Here is a 25,571-nt window from a genome sequence, read left to right on the forward strand (position 1 = left end):
GCACAGCGACCAAGTGATAGACCAGAAACGTAAAACGCCCGCATAAGCGGGCGTTTTTTTATTTTCTACTTCCATTTTTATTCTTTTAAAAATAAATACTTACATATCAGGTGGCATATCATCGCGTTCATCAATACGGGCCATAAATGACGTTTTAAACATCATATATACGCCGACACCGGAGAACCCTAAGAACAAAATAAACATGCATAACATCAATGCCATCGCCATAATCTTGTCCCTGATAGTGCGCGGTCGCTACGTTGACGTTTTCTAACCGCTGCATTTTGATTTCACAAAGGATAGACCAAAACGCCACTACTATCTTTACAACAATTATGCGAAAAACATAATGTTTTAAAAAATCGCCAGTTATCATAAGTTTAGAAAGCTGCAGGCATGCAAAAAAACCACCTCATATTGCCGAGATGGCTGTTTCGCATCAGTTCGCTCCCTGAGTTGATGAACACCGCCTCCTTGCGTTGCACCTAGTGAGTGGGCGGAGTTCCTTGGACGTCCTGTCTGTTTGTCGGCTCCCTGCCTTCCTGTTCGCTGCCTGCCCACTCACTCAGCTTCATCTACCTCAGTCTTAGTTTTTTCTATCCCTGGTCACAGTAGGCATCACTAGCTGACCTGTAAGACTGTTACTCTCCTTGATGCGTAATACAACTTCCGTGTTGCTAAACAGTAGTTGCAGGCATTGGGCCAACCTGATCTTAAAATATAAAAAAACTTACAAAACAATGGCTTAAAAAAACAACGCGTGCCACCTATCACTCTACTTGAGAGTGTTTGCATGTATAAAACTGACACATGCGACATAAAAATACTGTTAATAAACCCAATGCTTTGCCTAGCACTGATGAAAACGATAGCTAAAGCTCCCCACAGCGATTATTTTTACTTTCCTACACGACTGATTCATATGTGTGTCGATTGCTTTATTACCTCTCTTCATCGCGACAGCTCAAGGAACTCCCTATGAAACGCATGGTGGCACTTGGCATATTGATCCTGATCACCCTCCTGCTTGTGAGCGGTTGCAATACCATTCGGGGTGCAGGCGAAGACATCGAACAGGGTGGCCAAGCCATCCAACGCTCAGCGGGCTAGCGCTATGATGAGTGTTTATTTATCCCATGGCTTGGAAAGCGGACCGGGAGCACTTAAAACCCAAGCGATGAAAGGGATTGCTGAAAAGCTGGATAACGTTGAGCCCGTGGTTATGGACTATCGCGGGATGGCCGAGCCAGCACAGCGCCTTCAGCATTTGCTAGGCGTGATTGCCGAACGGGGAGACGATCCTGCCCGGCGTGTGCTGGCAGGTTCAAGCTTGGGGGGCTGGCTTAGTGCAGCGGTGAGCGCGCAGCAGCCGGTACTGGGCTGCTTTTTGCTGGCTCCCGCTCTGGGGTTAGTCGACTACCCGGAAACATCACTGACTATCCAGGCCCGCCACACCCATATTATCCATGGCTGGCGGGACGACGTCGTTCCACCCGAACCGGTGATTGAACATGCAAGGCGACAACGGCTATCGCTACGCATGGTAGACGACGACCATCGTTTACATGCAAGCCTTGATACTATTTTGCTCGACTTTGAGCGCTTTTTACGTCAATGCAGTGCGCTTGATGAAGAGGGGGCGTCAGCTTAACGAAAACAAATATTCGACATGGGCCGTCAAAACCTATACAAGTAGTGTACATATAATGTACACACTGAAGGAGAAGGTTCATGTTTGGTCTATTCAAGAGCAACCCTAAAAAGAAACTTCAACAAGACTACGAGCGCAAACTTCAAGCCGCGATGGAGGCCTCGCGCAATGGCGATATGCGTGCCAATGCCACCCTTACCGAGGAAGCAGAAGCGCTGCTGGCTGAAATCAAGCGTATTGAGGCAAACCAGTGACCTGCTGCTGACATTGCTTACACGGCCATACGCCCCGGCGCTTGGCCGAGACGGTGTACCTTACTTACTTGGTGTCGAGCAGTGCCTATTCGTCAGCGAGGGCCGGTAGCAAGGTCTTCAATTTGCGGGTGAGCGTATTACGCCCCCAGCCAAGTAGCTCGGCGGCCTCGCCTTTGCGCCCGCCGGTATGTTTCAGTGCCGTCTCGATCAAAATTCGCTCGAAATCAGGCACTGCCTCTTCCAGCAAATGGGTATGGCCTTCTGCCAGGGCGTGATCCGCCCAGTCTCTAAACGCTGTGCGCCAGTCGCCATGGACACTGCTCTGGGCAGCGCTGGGTGAACGCAGTTCGGGGGGCAAGTCTTCAACCAGGATTTCCCGCCCTGACGCCATCACGGTAAGCCAGCGGCAAATGTTTTCAAGCTGGCGTACGTTGCCAGGCCAGGGCAGCCGCGTTAAGTGAGCCTCAGCATCGCTGGTCAGCACTTTGATATCGGTGGTGAGCTCTTTTGCTGCTTCGGCTAAAAAATGGCGGGTTAAGCGAGGGATGTCTTCACGCCGCTCGGCAAGCTTGGGTAAGTGGATACGAATGACATTCAAGCGGTGGAACAAATCCTCCCGGAATCGTCCATCATCCACCAATACCTCTAAATTCTGGTGGGTGGCGGCGATTATCCGTACATCTACTTTGACCGGTGTATGCCCGCCGACCCGATAAAACTCACCATCGGCCAGCACCCGCAACAGGCGTGTTTGCGTTTCCGCTGGCATATCGCCTATTTCATCTAAAAACAGCGTGCCACCGTTAGCTTGTTCAAACCGCCCCTGGCGCTGCTGCGCGGCCCCCGTAAAGGCCCCCTTCTCATGGCCAAATAGTTCAGATTCGATTAAGTCGCGCGGAATCGCCGCCATATTAAGCGCAATAAACGGCTTACCGGCACGCGGACTATGCTGATGGAGCGCCTGCGCGACACGCTCTTTACCGGTCCCCGATTCACCGTTAATCAACACCGTGATATGCGAGTGGGAAAGCCTGCCAATAGCACGGAACACCTCTTGCATGGCGGGGGCTTCACCAATAATTTCGGCATTAAGGCCTTCTGGCACCGTGACCGGGCGCTGGCGTTCACGAGCATGGGCTACCGCGCGACGCACAAGAGCCAGTGCTTCATCAACATCAAACGGCTTGGGCAAATACTCAAACGCTCCGCCTTGATAAGAAGCCACGGCGCTGTCCAGGTCGGAGTGGGCCGTCATCACAATTACCGGCAGATCAGGATGCGCTTCACGCACTCTCGCCATCAGATCCAGCCCATCGATACCGGGCATCCGTATATCGGTGACGAGTACATCCGGGGGGCTTTCCAACAAACGTGCCAGAGCAACGTCGGCACGCTCGATACATTCTACGTCAAGATCGGGTTGCGCCAGCGCACGTTCCAGCACCCAGCGGATAGCGCGGTCATCATCGACAATGACCACCCGCGCAACATCATTACGTGTAGCCTCAGTCATGACGCTTCTCCGGTGAAATTAATAACCAATGGAATCAGTAAACGAAATTCGGTGTGTCCTGCTCGAGAGTCGCATTCGATCAATCCTTGATGCTGGTGCAATATCGACTGGGCGATAGAGAGCCCAAGCCCGCTACCTTCCGCACGCCCTGACACCATCGGATAAAACAGCGTTTCCTGCAGCGCATCGGGAATGCCGGGGCCGTTATCAATGACCGCCACTTCACTGACTAGCCGGTGACGCTCAGCGCCAAGCGTAAACTGGCGACGCGCGCGGGTGCGGAGTATTAAGGAGGGATCCGGCGTTTGCGCATCGTTCATCGCCTGAACCGCATTGCGCGCCACATTGAGCACCGCCTGGATCATTTGTGCTTCATCCCCGGAAAGGTCAGGCAGGCTAGGATCATAGTCACGGCTAATAACGACACTGGGATGCTCGGCAATCAGCAGTGCCCGCACCCGCTCCAGCACTTTATGAATGTTGACCGGCTCGTGTTTGAGGATTCGATTAGGGCCGAGCATGGAATCCACCAGATCACGCAGCCGATCTACCTCTTCGACGATGATATGGGTGTATTCACGCAGCGCTGGGTCGTCTAAGTCCCGCTCTAATAGCTGAGCTGCACCGCGAATACCGCCCAGTGGATTTTTCACTTCATGGGCCAGCCCCCGGGCGAGTATCTTAATCGTCTCTTGGCGGGTGGTAAGCGCCTCTTCGCGGGAGATTTGCATTAGCCGATCGCGTGGCTCCACTTCTAACAGTAATTCATCATCCGATAACGGCGTGACCGTATAATCGACGGTAAGCTGTTCACTATTTAGCGGTGTAATACGTGCTTCGCGCTGGGTGTAGGGATGAAACGCATCCCGCGCTTTGGCCAACACATCATCAATGCTTTCATCACCGCCAAGCAGGGTGTCCAGGCTAATTCCGTGAACTCGGCTAAGGCTGACCGCTAGCAAGGCTTCAGCAGCCGGGTTCATCCAGCGCACACGCAGGTCGCCGTCCAGCAGCAATACTGCGGTGGTGAGATGCTCAAGCAAACGCTGATGCATGGTGGTGTCCTGAATAGTCGTGTCTTCCATCGCCGTCACAGACCTACCGGTGAATAATCAATGAGGGAACTGCAAAAAGCGCGCCAATTACGCAGCGATGCCTATTTGCACGGCTTGCGAGCAGAGCAGGCAAGCAACGTGACTCGTTTTAGCGCACGACCAACCCAGTACTCACTCCTTTAAGCACCATATTGGTGCATTCAATTTTCAAGCAGGACACTCAAGGAACGATCACGGTCACGACTGCGGTACGATGCTGTAAACGTTGGCTGCTATCCAGCAACTCACCCTGAAGCTCATGTGGCCCTGATGACAACCCCGTTAACCAGAACACATCACTGTGTAGCGCCGACTGGCTGATATGACCATCCACCAGTAGCCGCACCATATGGTCTTCGCGCAACGGCGGTGCAATGGACATTTCCACGGCGGTCATTCCCTCCGCCACAGATGAGCCCTGCTGGGGCAATGCAATCGAAAAGTGGTCATAGGGCATAAATGGCTGACCTGGCTTGCCTCGTGATCGCGCAGGGGCAGGCGTATCCCCATGATTAGCCATTGCCGCTCTTAATGCAGGCGGCAGGCTGGGCAAGGGTGCCAGTTCCAACGCCTCGCCACCCAGGCCAGGATTATCCGTAAAGGTAATGTTGCCGTGTTGATCGGTCACCCGATAAACGGTTTGCCCGAATGCGCCCTCCATACTCCCCATCAGCGCACCTACCACCAGTACCCCGCCCACCAGCAAACTAACCACGCTTACTTTGCTGACGCACCGTTGTAGCGCTCCACACCCGGCAACGGTAGCCAGCGTGCGTTTTATGCTCATTGCGCTCACCGCCATACGCGCTTCTCTCCCTAACGAAAAAACCCCGCCGAAGCGGGGTTTTGGTCACTCTTTAAATCGCTGCTTTAACAGCTATTACACCGCTTCGCTGATAGTAACAGCCAAGGGCGAGTAACGCTGATTAGTAGCTGTACTTAACAGCTGTACTTAACAGCTATAGTACATATCAAACTCAATCGGGTGCGTCGTCATACGAATACGCTCCACTTCTTCCATCTTGAGTTCGATGTAGGCATCGATCATGTCGTCGGTGAACACACCACCTTCGGTCAGGAACGCACGGTCAGCGTCGAGCGCTTCCAGGGCTTGATCCAGGCTGTTGGCCACGGTCGGTACGGACTTGCCTTCTTCTGGCGGCAGGTCATACAGGTTCTTATCCATGGCATCGCCAGGATGGATCTTGTTCTTGATACCGTCGATACCCGCCATCAGCAGGGCAGCAAACGCCAGGTACGGGTTGGCAGTCGGGTCAGGGAAGCGAGTTTCAACGCGCTTACCTTTCGGGCTGGCCGTGTACGGAATACGGATAGATGCTGAACGGTTACGGGCGCTGTAGGCCAGCATGACCGGCGCTTCAAAACCTGGTACCAGACGCTTGTACGAGTTGGTAGAGGCGTTGGTGAAGGCGTTCAAAGCGCGAGCATGCTTGATCACACCGCCAATGTAGTAAAGCGCCATTTCAGACAGGCCCGCGTACTCGTCACCGGCAAACTGGTTCTGGCCATCTTTCCAGAACGACTGGTGTACGTGCATACCCGAACCGTTATCACCTACCAGCGGCTTCGGCATGAAGGTAGCGGTTTTACCGTAAGCGTGAGCCACGTTGTGAATCACGTACTTCATTTCCTGAACTTCGTCAGCCTTCTTCACCAGCGTGTTGAATTTAACGCCGATTTCATTCTGACCCGCATTGGCCACTTCGTGGTGGTGAACCTCGACGGTCTGACCAATCGCTTCCAGCGTGTTACACATGGCGCCACGAATATCGTGGAAGCTATCGACCGGCGGAACCGGGAAGTAGCCGCCTTTAACGCGTGGGCGGTGACCCAGGTTGCCACCTTCAACGCGGCTATCGGTTGCCCAGGCGCCTTCCTCGGAAGTGATTTTGTACATGGAGCCCTGAATATCGGATTTCCAATGCACTTCGTCAAAAATAAAGAACTCAGGCTCAGGACCAAAAAATGCCGTATCGCCCAGGCCGGTTGACTGCAGATAAGCCTCTGCGCGCTTGGCAATAGAGCGCGGATCACGATCGTAGCCCTGCATGGTGGCAGGCTCGATGATGTCGCAGCGCAGAATCAGGGTAGCGTCTTCGGTGAAGGGGTCGAGGAACGCGGTACCATCTTCAGGGCGCAGAATCATGTCGGATTCGTTAATGCCCTTCCAACCCTCGATAGAAGAGCCATCAAACATCTGGCCATTCTCGAAAAACTCTTCGTTTACATCGCGAGCAGGCACGGTCACGTGCTGCTCTTTACCACGCGTGTCGGTGAAGCGTAGATCTACCCATTTAACATCATTTTCTTCAATTAGCGCGAGCGTCTTAGCTGACATAGTGTCCTCCGGAATGAGCGTGGCTTAAAGCTAACGACAGTAAGCTACCGATAAAAGTGTTGTCAGACAAAATACGTGTAAAACCACATGTTTGTCATTTTTGTTCGCTCAACGTTTGCCTGAGAAGGGTGAACAAAACGCTTAGCGAGCCTTTCAGACCGGCTATCGTTTTAGCACGTCGCAAGGCTTATGCCTACGCCCCGCTAACCGCTAAAAAACTTACTACCAATCCTAAGCACATACCATGCCAAAAATGCACCAATATGGCATAAGAAAACCCCAAGCTATTATTTTTAAAGATTTTAAAAATGCCACTTGATGACGCAGCACTCCTTCTAAACGACAAGGAAGTGGTTACTAAAGTCTTTTACGCACCAAATAAGTGCAACAACATCTAAATATGCACCATTTTCAACCACTAATAATAATGAACCCTCATTTTTGGCCCACAAGCTTTTTTACTTGCTACACAAACCAGCCAGATACTACAATAAATTACAATATGATAGATTTGCTCACAATTGGAGTCGGTAGATGGGATCGGTCTGCTTTATAGTTGACACCCTGGTGACGGGGGCAAACTTACCGCGCCATTTACAATCCATACGTGGATCCGGGATCGCTAACGACCTGCTGCCCATTTTGGTGACAGGAACGCACCCTCAGCCGCGCCTGAACGATATTGAACAGCGCTATCATACTTACTGCCTGATTACCCCTGCCCTTCCTCTAGGCACTCGCCTTAATAAGGCGGCGTTTACCAGCCAGGCCGACTGGTTAATCATTGCGGTACAAAAACAGCCGATTCCTGCCCACCAGTGGGGCCTGCTCTACTCGCAATTGAATACCCATACGCTGGATGCATTAATTATTGGCCTTGCCCAACCCTCTTTATCCGAGCGGATCTTGCGGCGTGTGTTGGCAAATACGCTGTTGTTACCCTCCTACATTGCCGTGAGACAGGCGTGGTTTGAGCGCTTAGGCGGGTTTGACCCAGACTTGGATAACGACAGAGCGATTGATGATTTCTTGCAACGCTTACACGCCTGCCCCACCCGTTTAAAAACCTACAATGGTCACTTACAAAGCCAAATGAGCGAGTCATCTCCGCCGGTGCTCACCAAGGTTCCCGACCGCTCCTGTACTCCGCGGCCATAATGCTTCTATTACCGCGCATTCATCGAGTCTCTTTTTCACCATCTTAACGACCCTCGCCACACCAGTGACGCTTTTCACTGTTCAGTTCAATCGCTTACGGTTTACTTAACTTTCAACCGCTTGCCAAATAGCATCGCTCCCAGTGTCGTGATATTGGCGTAGATCTGCCTTTCCCTCTGTATACCCCAAACGATGGACGCCTTCCGCCTAACGCTGTGCGGCGTGACCTTGACCCAGGCGACCATACTTGGCACGACAGGCATGCTAGCCTACCTACTGCGTTTAGCTGCCTATTTAAGTATTTGGGACAAACAAGCGACGAGTCGCCGGAGTAAGAACGAACGGAAAAAGGCCGAGCAGGTAACGCAAGTTCCGAAAGTACGCAGGCGGTAAGCGGTTGAACGCACTACACTAAAGAGACATTCAACACGACAAGGAAGATACCGATGCATCAGCATATCGAATGGGACGCGCCAGGCAGCGCCAGCGTTAGTGAGTATTTTAAAAACGATCCGGATCATCGTGCCCCTGACCCGGGTGACATTATCTCGGCACGCTACCAAGGCGCCATGGTGCGCGTGAAAGTAGAAGCCTACCGGGAAGACGATGCCGTTAGTATTGGCGAAGTCGTCGCCATCATTGATTCCCAAGGCGGCCGTCACCAACACCATCAAAAACTGGAAGTAGGTCATATCGTCCGCTTGCCCGACGACAAACGCGCCATGGAAACAACACCCAAGGACGCCTAACCCCTTCCCGCCCAGCTTCACACCGCCACCCAATGGGGTGGCGGTGTAGTAACGCTCTACCGCAACGAGCCGCGCACACTTATCGCTATTCAGGAAAACGTAGCTTTCATATCAGCATCTATCTCTGAGCTACCGCTGCTGATATGCCGGTAGTATTCACCCCCGCCTGTGCAGAAATCGGAGTACGTGCGAACGGCGGCGAGCTGCTGCTCGCGGTTCATCCCCTCCTTGCAGGGATCGGGACACCTCACGAATCCTTGAGAATGCCTATGTCGCTTCATCCCCGCTCGTTCGGGGATCGGTCTCAATCGGCTCGATAGATGTAATGCGGCTGCGGTTCATCCCCGCCCGTGCGGGGAGCAGACCTCGCTAACAGGGATAATCTGAACGCCGTCCGGTTCATTCCCGCCTATGCAGGGAGCGATCCGCAAGCTGGGGGCTCTTTCAAATAATGGGCGGTTCATCCCCGCCTGCGCGGGGAGCGGCCTCTTGCCATTGACCGCCTGATGGAAGCCTACGGTTCATCCCCGCCTGCGCGGGGAGCGGCGTTTCGAAGCGATGAAGTTGGCTATTCAAGACGGTTCATCCCCGCCTGTGCGGGGATCGGATGTTTTTATCCAGCGCGCCGATTGGGTGATACGGTTCATCCCCGCCTGTGCGGGGATCGGTGCTGTCATAGCCTTGCTTAATCAGCACCAACCGGTTCATCCCCGCCTGTGCGGTGATCGGATCGAGGTCCACGTACTGGCGCACCGACACGTCGGTTCATCCCCGCCTGTGCGGGGATCGGGTATCACCACTCGTAAGGCGGCTTATCGTAGGCGGTTCATCCCCGCCTGTGCGGGGATCGGGCCGACCTAGTTTTAGCCGAGGCCGCAAAGCGCGGCTCATCCCCGCCTGTGCGGGGATCGGTATCCAAGCTAAAAGAGGCATTAGATAACAGCCGGTTCATCCCCGCCTGTGCAGGGATCGGACTAAGGGGGATTTATGAAGCTGCTTGTAATCGCGGTTCATCCCCGCCTGTGCGGGGATCGGTTTGATTTCCTCTTCAGTCGCCTCGCGCACCACCGGTTCATCCCCGCCTGTGCGGGGATCGGGGACGCTGATCTTTTGGTATCTGGCTCACTGGCGGTTCATCCCCGCCTGTGCGGGGATCGGGACGAACTCCGGAAGGGCTAGGCCTCGGTTTCCGGTTCATCCCCGCCGGTGCGGGGATCGGATGTTTGAACTGAATAGCTACGATGCAGACAGCGGTTCATCCCCGCCTGTGCGGGGATCGGGGGTAAGCACGCTCGATACAGATTTACCGCTGCGGTTCATCCCCGCCTGTGCGGGGATCGGGCGCAAGCCGCTTACTCGAAAGCCCTGCACACCGGTTCATCCCCGCCTGTGCGGGGATCGGTGCCGAAGTGCCGACGATCATCGGTGCGCCTGGGGTTCATCCCCGCCTGTGCGGGGATCGGTGATGAACTGTTTGCGCAATTGCGGCGGCATTCGGTTCATCCCCGCCTGTGCGGGGATCGGTTCTCTTGCTCCCGCTTGATCTTGCGCTGCTCACGGTTCATCCCCGCCTGTGCGGGGATCGGTCCGTTTTAAGCGTGGCCATAGTCAGATCGACCGGTTCATCCCCGCCTGTGCGGGGATCGGGACTGAAGCATATGGCTAGAAAAAATGAGAGGCGGTTCATCCCCGCCTGTGCGGGGATCGGCGAGATATCTAACTCGTCGAGGAAGCCGTAACCGGTTCATCCCCGCCTGTGCGGGGATCGGCAGCTGCTCGATCAGCGCTACAAGTTTCAGCGCGGTTCATCCCCGCCTGTGCGGGGATCGGGCGCCATTTGATCGAGTGATGACGCGATCATCCGGTTCATCCCCGCCTGTGCGGGGATCGGGCTGGCAAGATGCTATTGCCCGCATCTATTTCCGGTTCATCCCCGCCTGTGCGGGGATCGGTGCCGAAATTGTCCGGCCGGACGATATGTCGACGGTTCATCCCCGCCTGTGCGGGGATCGGGTGGCTGCGCTAGTGCCCATACCAAGCGTTTGCGGTTCATCCCCGCCTGTGCGGGGATCGGATATGGCATCAATAATCCCGATTTGATCAAGGCGGTTCATCCCCGCCTGTGCGGGGATCGGCTCAGGTGTCTTTTCGGCCTCGGCAGCGTCTTCCGGTTCATCCCCGCCTGTGCGGGGATCGGAGTGTACCTCTACAATGCGCTGATCGGTCTTACCGGTTCATCCCCGCCTGTGCGGGGATCGGACCGACCAACTCATTACGAATTGACCGGAATCCGGTTCATCCCCGCCTGTGCGGGGATCGGTGTCAGTCATGCGGGGGAGTGTTCCTAAACAGCGGTTCATCCCCGCCTGTGCGGGGATCGGCGCTAAGCGTCTTCGTTCTCATGTCTGCTCACCGGTTCATCCCCGCCTGTGCGGGGATCGGATTTCTGGCAGGTCGTCACTGCAGCGATAGCGCGGTTCATCCCCGCCTGTGCGGGGATCGGCGAGTCGGCCAGCACAGCAGCAGGGCGTGAACCGGTTCATCCCCGCCTGTGCGGGGATCGGTAGTCACTACCACGCTGCCCAATTAAACCCGCCGGTTCATCCCCGCCTGTGCGGGGATCGGAGCTCTTTATTATCGGCTTCAAGAGTATCGTGCGGTTCATCCCCGCCTGTGCGGGGATCGGACTTGCGGTAGACAATTGATCTACAAGAAGAAAATAGCAGATAAAAAATCCACCAGCTATTTTGCTTACTTTTTAACCACATTAAATTGTTAAAGATCCAATAAAATCAGTTAGTTAACTTGCGGCGGTAAAAAGCGCACCAAACGTAACCCGTCATGATCGATGGGTTCGCGGCGGTTTTCACCATAGGTTTGAAATTCAAAGCCCGATTCATGGTTGCTAGACCAGGCCATTGCTACATTGCCTTCTTCCGCCAGCGCTTCCACCTGTTCCCAGATCATTTCGCGAATACGCCTGTTAACGTCGCCTACGTAAACGCCCGCCCTAATCTCCAAAAGCCATACTGCTAACCTGCCACGTAAGCGTGGCGGTACGGCTTCGGTAATCACCACAAGCATTGCCATTTATCCGCTCCTGTGGCCAACATCACCAACCGAGGGTGGTTCTGGAATAGCAGGTAGAACCGCATCGGGAGCGGGTGGTGGCGGCTGGATATCACCCGCCGCAAGCACGTCTTCAATCATGGGGATGATTCGCTGAAGTATCCGTGATTGTTTGAAGGCATCCCGGCAGGCTATGCGTACTTCACGTTCAGGCATGGGCGGATTGCGGGCGGCGACACGGAAGGCGGCGGGCACTACCGTTTCAAACTTAACGATGTCAGCGATATCGTAGACAAAACTCAACGGTTTACCGGTGTGCAGATATCCGATGGCGGGTGCGTAGCCAGCGGCCAGAATAGCTGCTTCGGTAATTCCGTATAGGCAGGCAGTCGCTGCGGATAAACACTGATTGGCTACATCGGAGGCGTCCCATTGCTTTGGGTCGTAACGGCGTCCATTCCATTTAACGCCATACTGTTTCGCCAACAGTTGATAGGTTTTGCGAACTCTGGCGCCTTCAATGCCACGCAGTTGCTCAATGCTACGTCGTGAAGGCGGCTCTTCACCAAAACGTAGTTCAAACATCTTGCGGACTACTTTTAGTCGCAGCTTTTCATCTAGCGCCAGTTGCGCCTGATACAACAATTTGTCTGAACGCGCACCACCCGGCTGGCCAGCGCTATATAGCCTTACACCAGCATCCCCTACCCAGATCAGCAAAGTGCCTACCGTAGCGGCCAACTTTACCGCTGCGTGAGAAACTCGCGTGCCCGGCTCTAAAAGTAAGCACGCCACCAAGCCCACGGGTATATGCATGCGCTCACCGTTTACCTCGTCAATAACGACAAAAGCACCGTCGCGCACGTCTATCTGCCCCATCCCAATAAAGATCATCGACATACGGTCTTTTTCGGGAATGGGCTTTAGCGGAATAAAGCCCATGCTGGTCTCCTAAGGTCGGCGCAGCAGTAGCAAGCCGCCGCCAAATGCTTTAGCCCGTCCGATACCGTGAGCCATGGTTTCAATCAGTTTTCCCGGGTTGGTTACTTCCAGCAGACCTTCGTAATCTACAGTTGAGAACTGAACCGGTTTTTCGCTGCCTTTATTCAACACATGCTGACGATAAGCACCTAACTCTGGCGTAAACGGTAATCGGAAACCCCATGTTTCGGAGCGGCTTTCGAGCCACTCACGAGCTTTACCGTTCATGGCATCAACGCATGCTTGGCTGGTGCGCTGGCCGGGCGCAAATGGCTTTTTAGCCGCCATCAACACATCGGCCCGTTGGCCGCGTTTTCCAGGCACGGCCACCGCCATAGTAGGGTTAGCACGCAGGCGGAACGCTAGCCTATCCCCCACGTTTAGTTCGGGTACAAACGGTTTGCTCTCGGCTTCAAGCAAACCCGATACCGACATGGGCTCACGATCTGAAAGAAGGTAAAACAGCGGTAGCCCTTTGGGACCTCTTCCCTCTTCTGTTTCTTCCAGTTCTTGCCGAAAGATAAAGGGTCTTGGTCCTTCATAATCTGGAAATAGCTGCCACAAAAGTTGATGAGCCGTATAAGCTTCGGCACTCATCACATCAAACAGCTTTTCGCGAGAAAGCCCGTTCAGATCAACACGTACGCGTGAGAGATACATCAGCGCGCCTCCTCTACTGATACAGAGCGACGAAACTCCAATCGCGAGCCAAATTGCCAGCGGCGTCGGTTCAGCGGCAAATCCCATACATCGTTGTATTCAGCTGTCTGACCATCGCCATCGAGCGTACTGGCTTCGCCTTCCCATGCATAAAAGACTTCGTCAGGAAAACGCAGTAGCATTTTATCCTGCGAGCTATTAACCAAGGCAGTAAAGGGCGTATCCAGTGCTTCTTTAAGAGTGCTGCACTGACGCTGCTGAGGCGCCAAGGGTGCTGCAGGCGGACACGACTTGCGCCCTAGATAAAGCGGGTAATGAGGCGTTTTTAATGCTTGCGCTAGCGTATCTAGTGACATGTTAGCCGCAGGGTTCAGCCAGACAGCCACTGTCCATAGACCATCGCAGCGGTAGTCACGGCTGGAAAGTATGGTTTTTAGCGTATCACGCGGTGCGCTAAGCTCTTCTTTACGAGTGCGATAGCTCACTTTTGCCTGGGTAGCGGGCACCTGTACCGTGTGGTAGTCACGCATTAATAGGCCAGGCGTGTATTGCTTTACCCCCATGGCAATGCTTTCACGCAGCTGTGTTTGGCCCTGGTCATCATCACGACGAATGCCGAGCGCGGCCCCAAGTAAGCCAAGTACAGCCCCTTTACCTGGGTAGGTAGCCGTTGGGCGTGTTTCACCCACGGCGGCCTCGCCCCAGCTGGCAAGCGGCGCGTAAAGCCGAAAAACAAGATAGTCGGTCATGCCGCCCCCTTATTGATCGGCTTTCAGGAAAGCAATCAGCTCTTTCAGACTGCCTTTTTTAACATCGCCTTTTAGCTGTGGTACGTCATAGTTAGGCTCGGCACTGGTGACAAAACGGCTGTCAGCTCCTGCTTCATAGGCGTCATCAAAGGCCTGCGCTTGACGCTCCAGGTGCTTGATCGCATCAAGCGTTTGATCCTGGCCGGTAACGGGCCGCAGATAAGCGGTGGAGAGTGAGCGTGGCTGCTGACTGCCTTTTTCGGCTAGCACGTAGCTTGCATGGGCGCGCGAACCAAAGCTGTTTTGCTTGCCTTTGGGGGAGGTTTTGGCAGCGGCTTCTGTCAGTGCAGCAATTGCCTGGTCGGCCAACTCACTGTTGCCTTGCAGGTTCTCAATCAACTGCTGGCGATCAATGCAGATATAGAGATAAAAGAGCCCAGCACCAAAGCCCGCTTCACCAATATGTGCCGCGCCCCGGTCTTTATCGCCATTGTTTAAGTCATCTACTGCGGTAAAGTAATCGTCTTCTACTTCGGCGGCATGCACGGTGATGGCATGGGCGACCTGGCAGGCGGCATCCACGTTGTATTCAGGCACGGCGGCCAGCATACGCCCAAATAGTGCCACATCGGCGGCAGCGGGTTTATAACGTAGAAGCTTCAACTCATCATCGTTGGGTTCACGCTTCTCTTCTGCTAACGTTGCTACCAGCTCGCTAATCGCTTGGCGCTCTTCTAGGCCAACATGTACCAGCTGCTCAATTTCGAACTCTTTCGCCTCGCCCTTTTCTACCTTGCGCAACTTACCGAACACACCGGCGATTTTTTCAGCACTGGCTGCGGCGATTTTCTCATCCAGCCCTTTTTCTTTAAGTTCTTTATAGGCTTCCGACCCTAGCCGCTTAGTGCGCGTACCCACGTGCCCTGCCAAGGCTTCTTCAAACAATGTGGAAGTACGCCAAGTGCGCTTAAGGCTTTGTGATGAAACACGCAAGCGCTTGGCGCCGCCCATCAGGGCGGTTTTGGGACGCCCCAGATCATCGCGGTTCAAGTTGGCAGGTGGGTAAGAAGTCAGCAGGTGCAGTTGAATAAAGTGGCTCATGAAATTCCCCTTGGACGCTTATTAATTAAGAGTGACGTGATCAGTCACGGTGGGTATAGCGAGAGGTTGCGGCGAAGTAGTCGTTCGCCAGCACAAAACCGAGGCGTTGGGTTGGCTTGGCGGAAAGACGACCACGGTGCTCGCGCCACCAGAGCGCAATAACGCTTGCCAGTAACACCACGCTAATATCCTGTTTATTGGCCAGCGCCAGCGCCCGGCGTAAGCGCTGAATAAATTCTTCCGGCGTTCGGCAGGAAAGCAGTTGCTGAAAGCGCAGCTCGCTCATTAGCGGTTTACCAGTGCTATCTTTTTGCTGACCAAGCCGCTTGGCCAAGGAAACTCCCTTCTCTTCTTTGCGTAATTCCGCTGAGATCAGAGCGATACATGACCAAACTTGAAGTTGCTCTTCTTGATATTCCGTTTTCTTGGTCGCCTCTGGCAACATCGCCCATAGCTCGCGAAAGCCTTGAGTGAGCATGGCAGCGTCGGCGCTATCGCAACGGCGAAGTACGGCACGGACGCCGCGGGGGAACGATGGCTGGGGAGTTAATGCTTTTAACTCTTGAGGTGTCAGCGTTAACCGTTGCCACCACCGGCGTAAGGCGGCGGCTTCATCACGTTTCAAACCGACTAGCGCCTTTTTTTCCGACTCGGTCAATAATTCTTCTTTTTCCGATGTTTCCGGCGTTACCACGTCACTCATCAGGCGTCTCCTGTCGTTGTTGCCGTAGCGCTCGCATTGCTATTGGCCGTAGCGGATGGATCAAAACCACCTTGCTTGATAAAGTCGCTCACCACTTTGCTGCCTTTGCTCTTGCCACTTAGAAAGTATTGCAATTGCCGGTGGGCAGCGGTGGCGCGCTCAAGGTCCATGCTCTCCTGAGCACCGCTTAGCGCCATATCTTCAAATACGCGCATGGCCTCCTTCTTCAAGGCGAAGTACCACTGTTCGGCGATGCTGGAAGGAATATGGGGTAAGGAGACGTCTTGCTGTAGCGTCTCTTGCAGCGCTAATAAAGTTTTAAAGAAGGCAGATTCTGTCGCATCGTAAAACTGGTTATCGATCGCACTCATATCACCCTTGGCATCCGACGGGCGCGAAAACCAGGCGTTTTTCACCTGAGTACGCACCATCCAGGCGATGTTGCGTGAAAGCTCCGTCAACTTTTGGACCCAGGTGCGAAGCTTTTCCTGCTGGCCTTTTGGTATTTCCACAAGGGGCATTTCAATGCTGTACCAACCGCGCGGTTTCATGTTGTCCATGTCATAGCCGAACACCCATAAACGCGCTTCTGTGAGCAGCTCCTGAATGTCTTCCTGGTAGCGACGCTCCTGCCTCACCAGAACTTGTTTTTCGAGGTAGCCCTTCAGTACCGCTGACGCTATCGCGCCGCTGTTATCTTCATCGTTAAGCACAAAGCCCGACCAATGCCGATAACCCAACCCGCCCGGCTGCCCCTTGCTGGAAAGCGGCAGTTCATTGGGCTTTTTAGGGTCACGCCGATAGGGCGTTAGAGGATGCAGCCAAGGTCCATCGTAATTGGCGCCCTGCTTTTTAGCGCGCAGCTCGCGCACGACGTGCGGCGTTTTCCTTCCGCAAATATCACACGCACATTCGTCAACCTCTTCAAACAACAGTCGAAAGCGCCGCGGCATGGACCAATAAGCGTGTAGAGGATGCGTGTTCTCAGGCAGTACTTCAGTGCCTTTCTTGTCACTGATGCGCGTGTTGGCCATCCAGAAAAATAGCGAAGGCTCTTCAGGATGTGGCGTTGTCCATTGCTGCCCTTTTTGAGTGACCTCACTTCTCGTGATGACATTTAGCCACAGCCGTTCCCATAAACCGGCTGTGGCTAACTCGGGCATGACCAACGTGGTCAGCGGGCCACCTCCCCGCAGGCCTACACGGATACCGGCCCCGCCCGCCGGGGCATTAATCTGCATGGCGTAAAGCGCTATGGCGGCGCAGGACTCACACATCACATCGACACGGCCACGCTTTACGAAAAAATCGGTATTGTTCTTGATGCCGTTGGCGCCAGGCGCATCAATCAACAGGCCACTGACAGTGGCGTTTTTTACATCCTCCAGCAGATCAATATCCTGCATAAAGCGCGGACCATCACCGTCCAGCTCAAAGGCATTTTCGAAAGACGCAAATGCCTTATCCAGTTTGGCAACACTGGGGGGTTCAAGTAATTGATCAAGCCAGTCGTCGTGCGTTTTCGGCGGTAATGCCGTTTGCAGCAGGCCAATCAGAAATTGGTAGGCGGCACCCTGGAAGTCCGCACGCGGCAGAGCAAGATTGATAACCTCAGGATCAGCTACCGCCGAAGGGGGACGATACTCGACCTTTCCGTTACGTAGTAAAAAGGGCAACCAGGGATTGTTAAGTAGATTCATGCACACCTCGATAGTGTCGTCTGGTGTCAATGCTTCGTTTACACTGATACAAATCGGAATCAGTAAGCTGGGGAGGGCCTGAATAATGACGATTCATTACGAGCAAGATGGCTATGCCTGGGCGCTTGAGCAGGCGGGCCTTTTGCGGGCTGGCAAGCTGGACAAGCTGGATCTTGAGCATCTTGCCGAGGAGATCGAGAGCATGGGAAAAAGCGAGCGACGTGCCCTGATTAGCCAATTGGCTCGCCTGTTGATGCATTTGCTGAAATGGGACTATCAGCCGGAGCGGCGTTCGCGCAGTTGGCGGCTGACGATTCAGGATGCGCAAACCAAGGTGGATCGCCTGCTTAATGACAACCCAAGTTTGAAAGCATCGTTGCCTGACCTGATGAATGAGGCCTACATGGATGCCCGACGTGCCGCTGCCATCGAGACCGACCGGGAACCACAGGAGTTTCCCGAGCAGTGTCTTTACAGTTTTGAAGACGCCATGGCCTTCCAGCCAAGCGAGCACTAAGCGCATCATTGCGCTTGTTCCTTGGCGGCCAACCGAACGCCCCACTGGGCATCGTAATGGCATTCAGCATCAGCACCGGCAAGCCACGGTTGGGTGTATTTCAGTGCTTTATAGCGCTCCTGTAATGCAAGCCACTGGCTTTCATAATGGCTGGATAGTGATGCCAGCTTGCCAGCCTGGCTCTGGCGCAGCTTGACTTGGCTGAGCATATCCGTATGGCGACAGCTGCCAGCATAAAGTACAAGCTGGTTATTTTCGGTGAGCATTAGCAGCACCACATTAATGGTGGGCTCATCCACCAGTCGCGTACCTATCTCTTGCTCTTCCTGCCACTGGTCATCTTTTGTGTAGCCTTTCTCCAAATCGAGTGCATTAAACCTCGCCATGGCGCCAGCCGTTTTTTGCATTCCTTTCTGCTCATAACGAGCCGACTGAAGCGCATCAGGAATGTCATCCGATACTTGGCCGTAAACCCCTTCGATAAGCTCCCTCGCATCTTCTGGCATACGAATCGCTTCCAGACGGCGCAACACTTTCTGGGTTAACCAGCTTAACGATGTGTCACGATAAACCGCCTGGGTGCCCGGCAGCGTACGCTTGAGCCAATATTCATCGGGATCATCGACCCAGGGTGGCGCCAGAATCAGCAGGCGCGGTAAACAGCGCGGGCCACGCTGATGGCGCTGCAAGCGCCCTGCTCGTTGAATCAACAAGTCGATAGGCGCGATATCGCTGATCATCACGTCCACGTCGCAATCCAACGACTCCTGAAATACCTGCGTACTAATTAGCACCTGGCTTTTGCGCATCTCGGGTGTTGAGTCCTTACCCAAGCGCTCAATTACCTGCGACTCAATGCGTTGCCTATCGACCATGGCAAAACGACTGTGGAACAGCAGGCAGCGCTCGGGGTCAGGATGCCGAGCGGCGATCGCTTCAAACGCGCGAATGGCGTCATCAACCGTATTACGCACCCAGGCGATACATTCACCGGCCTCCACCGCTGCCAACACCGCGTCAATGGCCTGCTCTTCTTCGCTTAGCCAATCAACATCGACACGTCTGGAAACTTCTTTTCGCGAGCCTAACGGCAGCTCAAGCGGCTCACCTAGGCTCACATGGGTCAGTAGCGGAAAATCCTCTTTTTGTGGTTTCGTTTCCGGCTGTCCCAGGCCTTTTTGCCAAGCCCCCATCAGCGCGCTTCGCATGGTGAGGGGTAACGTGGCGGTTAACAGAATGGCGCTACCGCCCTGGCGCGCATGGTAAGTCAGTAACTGGCTCAGCAGTGTCTGCATGTAATTGTCGTAGGCGTGAACCTCATCGATCACTAATACCTTGCGCGCCAGTCCGTACAAACGCATCGACTGATGGCGAAACGGTAAAACAGCCATTAATGCCTGGTCGATCGTGCCGACACCCACCTCCGCCAGCAGCGCTTTTTTACGCGAGTCCGCCAGCCACTGATTACAACGGCTGGTGGCAGAGAGTTCGCTAGATGAGTAGTCCAGATCGGCCGGCTGAGACGCCGTCACTGCTGCAATAAAGTCATCGTTTAGTTCGCGCGCACCATGGGCAAGCACAAAAGAAGGCATCGACTCGGCGGTATAGAAACGGCGATGCAAATTGCCCAACCGTGAATACATGGCGTTAGAAGTCGCCATGGTGGGAAGTGCAAAATAGAGCCCATCGCCATGACCCGCCGACAGCAGGCGCTGGGTTAGAATACAGGCGGCTTCTGTTTTCCCTGAACCAGTGACGTCTTCCAAAATAAATAGCTGGGGCGTATCTGATATTTTTACGCTTTCAGCGGCATGCTGAAGAGGCGTTGGCGTAATGGACTGCTGGCCAAACCAGCTTGCCATGCCAGCGTAAGGGAGGGGGTTGGGGAGTTCATTAAAGCCTGTTTCTTGCAATGCCCTTTCAGCGCTTTCCAAGGCTATTTGCCAATAATCGGCGAGTGGCATTTTTCCTTGATGGTAGGCGAAATGATCGCGATTGGAGCCCAACCAGTCGCTTAACGTTGCCCAGCCAGCAATACTCCAACTAAGCGTTTTCAGCGCATAAACCCACTCTTCAGAAAATAGCTGCTCAGTTGGCCACTCCGGCGAAACCACGTTGGCCCAGTCGGCAATGAATTGTCGCGTTGCCTCTATATCATCGGCATGTTCATCGCGACAGAAAAATGCATCTACATCGATATTGCCTGCATTAACTGGCTGGCCATGGTGGCCAAAGAAGGGAGCCGTGAGAACCGGGAGAGCGGCGCGTAGCGCCTTGCGCTCCGTACGGCTCGTCGGTCCGGAAGGCCATTTCAGCGCGCCATCTTCCAGCCAATCGAGCCATTTGGTCTCCCATATCACTGCTCCTAGCCGATCATGGCGTTCGGTGTAGGCGTATTGTGCAGCAGGAGGAACTAGCGCTAAGTCTGAAGCTGATTGAAAAAGGGCTTGGAAGGCTCGGGAAAACTTACCGATATCGTGAAGCCCCAGCAAAAAGACCAGCAGATGGCGCAACACGTCTGGCTCAAGACTTAACTGCGCTGCTAGGCGATGAGTCATCGGCTTATCGGGGGAAAGTAGTAACCAGCCCACCGCGGCTACATCCAGGTTGTGATACGGCAAAAGATGACACTCTACAGCGCCTTCCTTTGCTTTAGCCTTACCCCAATAACGATAGTAAGTCACCGTCGACCCCCGCTATTAATCTGCTACCTCATCTAATCATTCTTTATGATCAAACGCTATTGACCTTAGTCATACTTCGCCAGTCTTAAATCCCCCCTTGGCTCATTGGTTTTAAGTGCTACGCTTAGCGCTATTCATTCCCTTAATAGGCTCTCACCATGCATGTGTTTCGTCTCTTCGCTGCGTTGGTTACTTCGTTAGCGGTGGCTCTACCGGCTCATTCACAAACCCACTCACCAAGCCAGGCGCAGGCGGCTCCTCACTGGAATGAATATGACGAGGTGTTTGAGGAAGGTGCACGCCACGCCAACCTTTGGCAGTGGGGATGGACGGGCATTTATGGCACCAGCCTTGCGGTGAATGCTTACCAGTCCAGCGAGGCGAGCGACAGCGATGACCGCTTTGATGCGCGGGTAGGGGTAGTGAAGTCGGCATTGGCACTGGGTGGTATGCTGATGGATCGCCAGCCGCACCCGGCAGCGCTTGCCGAATACAAGCGTTTGAAAGCCAGTGGTGAGCTAAGCGGCGTGCAGGCGCTGGGGCTTGAACTTGCCCAGGCCGAGCGCGAACGGCGTGGCTGGGGAGCCCGGGTGAACTCGCTGGTAGTCAACGGCATCGCTGGTGCAGTCATTGCTGCCGATGGCCGGGAGAGCGATGGCGCGATCAACTTTGCTACCGGCATGCTGGTGAACGAGCTGCAGATATGGACACAGCCGAACGAGGCTTCCTCGGCGATCAATCGCTTCCAGCCCGCTAACCTGACGCTGGGATCAATGACGATTCCCGGCGAATATGCACTGATGGTGTCGCCTCAACAGCTTGGCGCTACCTGGCGCTACTGAGCGCGGCACTTCACCACACGTTACTTTAAACGTTTGAAAGCGAGGCATTTTCGGCGACCCGTCATATTAGCGTATATTAATAAATATGCAGCAATAAGCGCGTATAATTGACGGGCACAATAATGAAAAGAGACGCAAATGGAAACGTTACTATCAGGGGAGAGTGATGGCGTTGTAGTGGACGACGCGCGTCATATTACCGATGTATTAATCAACCTGGATGATCGCTGCGATGCGTTGACCGTTTCGCTCAATGATCAGACATCCCGCTCGCCATTCAATTATCCGGCGCACCTTGATCAGCTAGACCCGGCCACTGGCGAGCTTTCGCTGGTGGTCACCGATGCTGGCAGCCTGAAAGCATTAACACTTGGCGAGCACCGACTGACGCTGCGCGCAGAGAATAATCAGACGCTGCGTTTTGAAGCCATCCGAGTGTTAGAAGCCGAGCGTTTTGGCAATGCCTTGCAGTTGCGCTGCGCGCCTCCCAAACGTCTATTAACCGCCGCCCGGCGCCAGAGGGTGCGTATTACGCTGCGTAAGGATATGACTGTCAGCGCGGCGATGACGTGTTTTGTGGGCCAACCGCCCTTGCAGGCAACGCTGCGTGATATATCCAGCGGTGGCTGCCTGCTTAGTCTGCCGCTTTGCGACTGTGCATCACTAAGCGAGGGCCAGACGCTGCCTGAGGTCATGCTCACCTTCCCCAGCGGCGAGCGCTTTAGCGCAGATGCATCGGTGCGCCATATCACGCCGATGCCGCGCAGCGATCAAGCGGCGGTCGGCCTGGCCTTTAGCCACCTTGACCGTCCTCGTCATCGTCAGTTGGCCCATGTGGTAGCATCCACCGAGCGAGAGATTGCCTGGCGCTCTGGCGAGGGGTCGCGGCTGGCAGCGCCTACTCCGCTCTACACAAGCGCCGACCACCCGCCCCATAAGCAAGTCAAACGTCAGCGACGACGTAGCCCCAGGAGAGTGAGCACGCTGCGGGACATCGCCCGTAATCAGCATCTGTTCCTGCTGGCGTTACAAAATGACCGCCCCCTGCCGGTGGAGCGCCTGGAGCGCAGCGCCAACGAGCTGATACAGCTGTTGAGCAAAGGGCGTCAGGCGTTTTTCTATGGTCTTGCCTGCCTTGGCGACGAACCCCAGTGGATGCAGCATTCGCTTAACGTGGCAGGCCGACTGGCGGATCTGATGCTCGCCGAGCCCGCGCTTGCCGCCGAGACACACCGCGCCGTTCGGGCGGCGTTGATTCATGATATGGGTAAGGCGATGCTGATTGATGAGACGCTACCTTCGCTGGAAAGTGAGATGAGCGACGCTCAGCGCCTTCACCTGCGCGACCATGTGGACACGCTTTTGGCGGCACTTGAGCGTGCGGGTTACCCCCTTGAAGCACTGGAGCGGGAAATAATCAGCGATATCAACGAGCGGCTGGATGGTTCAGGCTACCCACGGGGCGTAACCAAAGAAGCGCTCTCCCCGGTGGCGCGCATGGCGGCGGTCATTGATGTGATTGATGCCATGACACGCCCACGCGGCGACCGCCCGGCATTAGGCGCCGTCGAAGCCTATCGCTATCTCTACAATCGCCCAGCGCGCTTTGACCATCACTGGGTTACCCGCTATGTACAGCGCCATGGCTTCTACCCACTGGGTTGTCTGGTGCGGTTCTCCCACGGTTACCTGGCGTGGGTACTGGCGCTGGATGAGCGCGGCCAGCCCTGCCGGGTGCGGGTAGTGCGCAATACCCGCCGCGAGGGCATCTTTTATGATGACGACATCAATCGGGTCGATTTTGATCAGCTAGGTCGCTTGGTCGAGTCGGTTCAGCCCGAGCGCTACGGCCTGACCCCATAAAAAGCCCATTCTCGGATCTGCTAGTTCCTCGCTGATGATTGCCATCAGCGGGGGAGCGCGTAAAATATCCAGCAATTTTTTGGCTTTGCCAAGTGTTATGTTATAACCTATTTGATATTAGATGAGGCCACTGGATGAGTGAGCATACGCATCACCATAATAAGGAGGGTCCCTGCCACTTCTCCTTGATGTCATTGTCGGCGGTTAAACGGCTGCTATTGGTTGCCATGCCGCTATTGGCGCTTTGGGGGTTGGTGATTTGGGCGAGTGGGTGGTTGGGATGAGTCAGGGCGCTTTATCTCGTTGTCAGCTACACAATCTGCATTTAGCTCAGGCGCGGCGCACGGTACTGGAACATGTCGAAGGTGATTTTCGGCCAGGCGCGATTACTGCCCTGATTGGCGCTAACGGTGCCGGTAAAAGTACGTTAATTCAAGCCATTATGGGTGAGTTACGCCCTATCAGCGGCGAAGTGGTATGTACGGTACCCAAAGAGCGACGGGCGTGGCTTCCGCAGCAACTGGCGTTAGACCTGACCTTTCCCATGAGTGTTGAAGAGTTGGTGATGACAGGCAGTTGGCCAAGCCACGGCGCGTTAACCGGCTACTGCGCGGGGCACTATCGCAAGGGCCGAGAGATCATGGCGCGATTGGGCATTTCGCACTTGGCCCACCGCCCGTTGGGCGAGCTTTCCGGCGGCCAGCGCCAGCGCGCGCTGATTGGACGTACGTTGATGCAGGAGGCCGAGCTGCTCCTGCTTGATGAGCCGTTCGCCAATGTGGATAGCGAAACCGTGGATATTTTGATCCGCATCCTGCGCCAGATGGCGGATGACGGCGCCACGATCATTGTGGTGTTGCACGATATGGACCATTTGCGCCGCCTGGCTGACGACGTATTAATGCTCAATGGCGGCCATTGCCAATGGCTGGCGCCCAGTGCGCTGGCTCAGCATCATGCCCCCGCTCAGGTAGTGCCGTTTACGCTGGGAGGGCGCCATGCTGGATCTGCTTAATACGTGGCTAATTAGCCCGTTCGACTACGGTTTCATGCGCCGCGCGGTGGTCGGTGGTTTAGCGCTGTCATTAGCGGCTCCGCCGCTGGGTGTGTTTTTGGTATTGCGCGGCATGAGCCTGATTGGCGATGCCATGGCGCACGCTATTTTACCTGGGGTCGCGTTGGGGTTCCTGTTGGCAGGCTTCTCGCTACCCATCATGAGCATTGGCGGCGTGCTCTTTGGCTTGATGGTAGCGCTGCTAGCTGGGGCAGTGTCGAAAATGGGCGGTCAGCGCGAAGATGCCGCCATGGCGAGTTTTTTTATTATTTCGCTAGCCGCTGGAGTGATGCTGATTTCGTTGGGTGGCAGCAGTGTCGATCTCACCCACGTGCTGTTCGGCTCTATTTTAGCGATTAACTCGACCGCGCTAATGCTGATAGCAGGCATCAGCACACTGATTGTCGTAACGCTGGCGATCATCTTTCGCGCGTTAGTGGTGGAGTGCCTGGATCCGCTGTTCTTACGCGGACAAAGCCGACGCAGCGGCTGGGTACATAGCGTTTTCCTAGGGCTATTGGTGCTCAATTTAACCGCCGGTTTCCAGACCCTGGGTACCCTGATGGCAGTGGGTTTAATGATGCTGCCCGCCACCTCGGCACGCTTTTGGAGTAAACGCTTGGAAGGGTTGATCGGCATTGCGATTGTGCTGGCGATGGTATCCAGCACGGGTGGCCTGCTGCTCTCGTTCCATCTGGATATTCCTTCTGGGCCAAGCATTATCTTGCTGGCCGGGGCCGGTTATCTGTTTTCGGCCCTGTTTGGTCGTTACCACAGTTTGGCGGCCAAGCTGCGGCGTAAAACCACGCCGTTGGCGGTAGAGCAAGGATCTCTTGAGTCTTAGCCAGCACTTGACGATGTGCTGGG

General features: G+C 54.7%; 24 protein-coding genes and 1 CRISPR repeat array. Of the genes, 11 read left to right on the forward strand and 13 right to left on the reverse strand.

Annotated features, from left to right (window positions below; all coding sequences use genetic code 11):
• Positions 1 to 99: 99 nt before the first annotated feature.
• Positions 100 to 231, reverse strand: coding sequence for a hypothetical protein (locus ACFFLD_RS19170; protein WP_386043113.1), 132 nt, complete (start codon positions 229 to 231; stop codon positions 100 to 102).
• A 750-nt stretch (positions 232 to 981) separates the two neighbouring features.
• Between ACFFLD_RS19170 and ACFFLD_RS19175 the strand changes: the two genes are divergently transcribed.
• The 3 genes from ACFFLD_RS19175 to ACFFLD_RS19185 all read left to right on the forward strand — a co-directional run bounded on the left by ACFFLD_RS19175 (position 982) and on the right by ACFFLD_RS19185 (position 1,908).
• Complete coding sequence (locus ACFFLD_RS19175; RefSeq protein WP_386043114.1) at positions 982 to 1,113, forward strand: entericidin A/B family lipoprotein; 132 nt, start codon at positions 982 to 984, stop codon at positions 1,111 to 1,113.
• 4 nt (positions 1,114 to 1,117) lie between these two features.
• Positions 1,118 to 1,654: a YqiA/YcfP family alpha/beta fold hydrolase gene (locus tag ACFFLD_RS19180; RefSeq protein WP_386043115.1), complete on the forward strand. Its 537-nt coding sequence runs from the start codon at positions 1,118 to 1,120 to the stop codon at positions 1,652 to 1,654.
• 80 nt (positions 1,655 to 1,734) lie between these two features.
• On the forward strand, positions 1,735 to 1,908 hold the full coding sequence (locus ACFFLD_RS19185) for a DUF6435 family protein (protein ID WP_386043116.1): 174 nt from the start codon (positions 1,735 to 1,737) through the stop codon (positions 1,906 to 1,908).
• Between the two features lie 85 nt (positions 1,909 to 1,993).
• Here the strand turns inward: ACFFLD_RS19185 and ntrC are convergent, their stop codons facing one another.
• From ntrC to glnA, 4 genes are all read right to left on the reverse strand, one after another.
• A complete protein-coding gene (gene ntrC / locus ACFFLD_RS19190; protein ID WP_386043118.1) occupies positions 1,994 to 3,421 on the reverse strand; it encodes a nitrogen regulation protein NR(I) in 1,428 nt (475 codons plus the stop codon).
• Positions 3,418 to 4,476: a nitrogen regulation protein NR(II) gene (gene glnL, locus ACFFLD_RS19195; protein ID WP_386043120.1), complete on the reverse strand. Its 1,059-nt coding sequence runs from the start codon at positions 4,474 to 4,476 to the stop codon at positions 3,418 to 3,420. Before glnL ends, ntrC begins: the two co-directional genes overlap by 4 nt.
• Positions 4,477 to 4,696: 220 nt before the next feature.
• Positions 4,697 to 5,302, reverse strand: a complete 606-nt coding sequence (locus ACFFLD_RS19200) for a DUF4124 domain-containing protein (RefSeq protein WP_386043122.1) — start codon at positions 5,300 to 5,302, stop codon at positions 4,697 to 4,699.
• A gap of 165 nt (positions 5,303 to 5,467) precedes the next feature.
• The gene (glnA, locus tag ACFFLD_RS19205) at positions 5,468 to 6,874 is read right to left on the reverse strand and encodes a glutamate--ammonia ligase (protein ID WP_386043124.1); all 1,407 of its coding nucleotides are present in this window, start codon (positions 6,872 to 6,874) and stop codon (positions 5,468 to 5,470) included.
• Between the two features lie 534 nt (positions 6,875 to 7,408).
• Here glnA and ACFFLD_RS19210 point away from each other — a divergent pair.
• On the forward strand, positions 7,409 to 8,032 hold the full coding sequence (locus tag ACFFLD_RS19210) for a hypothetical protein (protein WP_386043126.1): 624 nt from the start codon (positions 7,409 to 7,411) through the stop codon (positions 8,030 to 8,032).
• Between the two features lie 446 nt (positions 8,033 to 8,478).
• A complete protein-coding gene (locus ACFFLD_RS19215) occupies positions 8,479 to 8,781 on the forward strand; it encodes a hypothetical protein (RefSeq protein ID WP_386043128.1) in 303 nt (100 codons plus the stop codon).
• Between the two features lie 273 nt (positions 8,782 to 9,054).
• A CRISPR array of direct repeats spans positions 9,055 to 11,467; the repeat unit is 29 nt; unit sequence CGGTTCATCCCCGCCTGTGCGGGGATCGG.
• A 110-nt stretch (positions 11,468 to 11,577) separates the two neighbouring features.
• Here ACFFLD_RS19215 and cas2e read toward each other — a convergent pair.
• From cas2e to casA, 7 genes are read right to left on the reverse strand one after another with little or no spacing between them, the layout of a single operon-like run.
• Positions 11,578 to 11,871 carry a type I-E CRISPR-associated endoribonuclease Cas2e gene (gene cas2e / locus ACFFLD_RS19220; RefSeq protein WP_386043130.1) on the reverse strand — a complete coding sequence of 98 codons (294 nt, stop codon included), beginning with the start codon at positions 11,869 to 11,871 and terminating at the stop codon, positions 11,578 to 11,580.
• On the reverse strand, positions 11,872 to 12,792 hold the full coding sequence (gene cas1e, locus ACFFLD_RS19225; RefSeq protein ID WP_386043132.1) for a type I-E CRISPR-associated endonuclease Cas1e: 921 nt from the start codon (positions 12,790 to 12,792) through the stop codon (positions 11,872 to 11,874).
• Positions 12,793 to 12,801: 9 nt separating this feature from the next.
• The gene (gene cas6e, locus ACFFLD_RS19230) at positions 12,802 to 13,491 is read right to left on the reverse strand and encodes a type I-E CRISPR-associated protein Cas6/Cse3/CasE (RefSeq protein WP_386043134.1); all 690 of its coding nucleotides are present in this window, start codon (positions 13,489 to 13,491) and stop codon (positions 12,802 to 12,804) included.
• Positions 13,491 to 14,240, reverse strand: a complete 750-nt coding sequence (cas5e, locus tag ACFFLD_RS19235; protein ID WP_386043136.1) for a type I-E CRISPR-associated protein Cas5/CasD — start codon at positions 14,238 to 14,240, stop codon at positions 13,491 to 13,493. Before cas5e ends, cas6e begins: the two co-directional genes overlap by 1 nt.
• A gap of 9 nt (positions 14,241 to 14,249) precedes the next feature.
• A complete protein-coding gene (gene cas7e, locus ACFFLD_RS19240; protein WP_386043138.1) occupies positions 14,250 to 15,341 on the reverse strand; it encodes a type I-E CRISPR-associated protein Cas7/Cse4/CasC in 1,092 nt (363 codons plus the stop codon).
• A gap of 40 nt (positions 15,342 to 15,381) precedes the next feature.
• A complete protein-coding gene (casB, locus tag ACFFLD_RS19245; RefSeq protein ID WP_386043140.1) occupies positions 15,382 to 16,044 on the reverse strand; it encodes a type I-E CRISPR-associated protein Cse2/CasB in 663 nt (220 codons plus the stop codon).
• Positions 16,044 to 17,744 (reverse strand): type I-E CRISPR-associated protein Cse1/CasA, encoded by a 1,701-nt coding sequence (casA, locus tag ACFFLD_RS19250; RefSeq protein WP_386043142.1) that lies wholly within the window; start codon positions 17,742 to 17,744, stop codon positions 16,044 to 16,046. The genes casB and casA overlap by 1 nt, the downstream gene beginning before the upstream one ends.
• Positions 17,745 to 17,829: 85 nt before the next feature.
• Between casA and ACFFLD_RS19255 the strand changes: the two genes are divergently transcribed.
• Positions 17,830 to 18,261: a DUF29 domain-containing protein gene (locus ACFFLD_RS19255; RefSeq protein WP_386043144.1), complete on the forward strand. Its 432-nt coding sequence runs from the start codon at positions 17,830 to 17,832 to the stop codon at positions 18,259 to 18,261.
• Between the two features lie 5 nt (positions 18,262 to 18,266).
• Here ACFFLD_RS19255 and cas3 read toward each other — a convergent pair whose 3' ends face one another.
• Complete coding sequence (gene cas3 / locus ACFFLD_RS19260) at positions 18,267 to 20,945, reverse strand: CRISPR-associated helicase Cas3' (protein WP_386043146.1); 2,679 nt, start codon at positions 20,943 to 20,945, stop codon at positions 18,267 to 18,269.
• A gap of 158 nt (positions 20,946 to 21,103) precedes the next feature.
• On the opposite strand from cas3, the gene ACFFLD_RS19265 reads away from it, so the two are divergent.
• The 5 genes from ACFFLD_RS19265 to ACFFLD_RS19285 all read left to right on the forward strand — a co-directional run bounded on the left by ACFFLD_RS19265 (position 21,104) and on the right by ACFFLD_RS19285 (position 25,548).
• The gene (locus tag ACFFLD_RS19265) at positions 21,104 to 21,787 is read left to right on the forward strand and encodes a hypothetical protein (protein WP_386043148.1); all 684 of its coding nucleotides are present in this window, start codon (positions 21,104 to 21,106) and stop codon (positions 21,785 to 21,787) included.
• Between the two features lie 138 nt (positions 21,788 to 21,925).
• Positions 21,926 to 23,650 carry an HD domain-containing phosphohydrolase gene (locus ACFFLD_RS19270; RefSeq protein WP_386043150.1) on the forward strand — a complete coding sequence of 575 codons (1,725 nt, stop codon included), beginning with the start codon at positions 21,926 to 21,928 and terminating at the stop codon, positions 23,648 to 23,650.
• A 134-nt stretch (positions 23,651 to 23,784) separates the two neighbouring features.
• Entirely contained in the window at positions 23,785 to 23,934 is a 150-nt protein-coding gene (locus ACFFLD_RS19275) for a hypothetical protein (protein WP_386043152.1), read from the forward strand.
• Positions 23,931 to 24,665, forward strand: a complete 735-nt coding sequence (locus tag ACFFLD_RS19280) for a metal ABC transporter ATP-binding protein (RefSeq protein ID WP_386043154.1) — start codon at positions 23,931 to 23,933, stop codon at positions 24,663 to 24,665. Before ACFFLD_RS19275 ends, ACFFLD_RS19280 begins: the two co-directional genes overlap by 4 nt.
• The gene (locus ACFFLD_RS19285) at positions 24,649 to 25,548 is read left to right on the forward strand and encodes a metal ABC transporter permease (RefSeq protein ID WP_386043156.1); all 900 of its coding nucleotides are present in this window, start codon (positions 24,649 to 24,651) and stop codon (positions 25,546 to 25,548) included. Before ACFFLD_RS19280 ends, ACFFLD_RS19285 begins: the two co-directional genes overlap by 17 nt.
• The last annotated feature ends 23 nt before the right edge of the window (positions 25,549 to 25,571 follow it).

Source organism: Vreelandella sulfidaeris, from assembly GCF_042429665.1.
Lineage (GTDB): Bacteria > Pseudomonadota > Gammaproteobacteria > Pseudomonadales > Halomonadaceae > Vreelandella.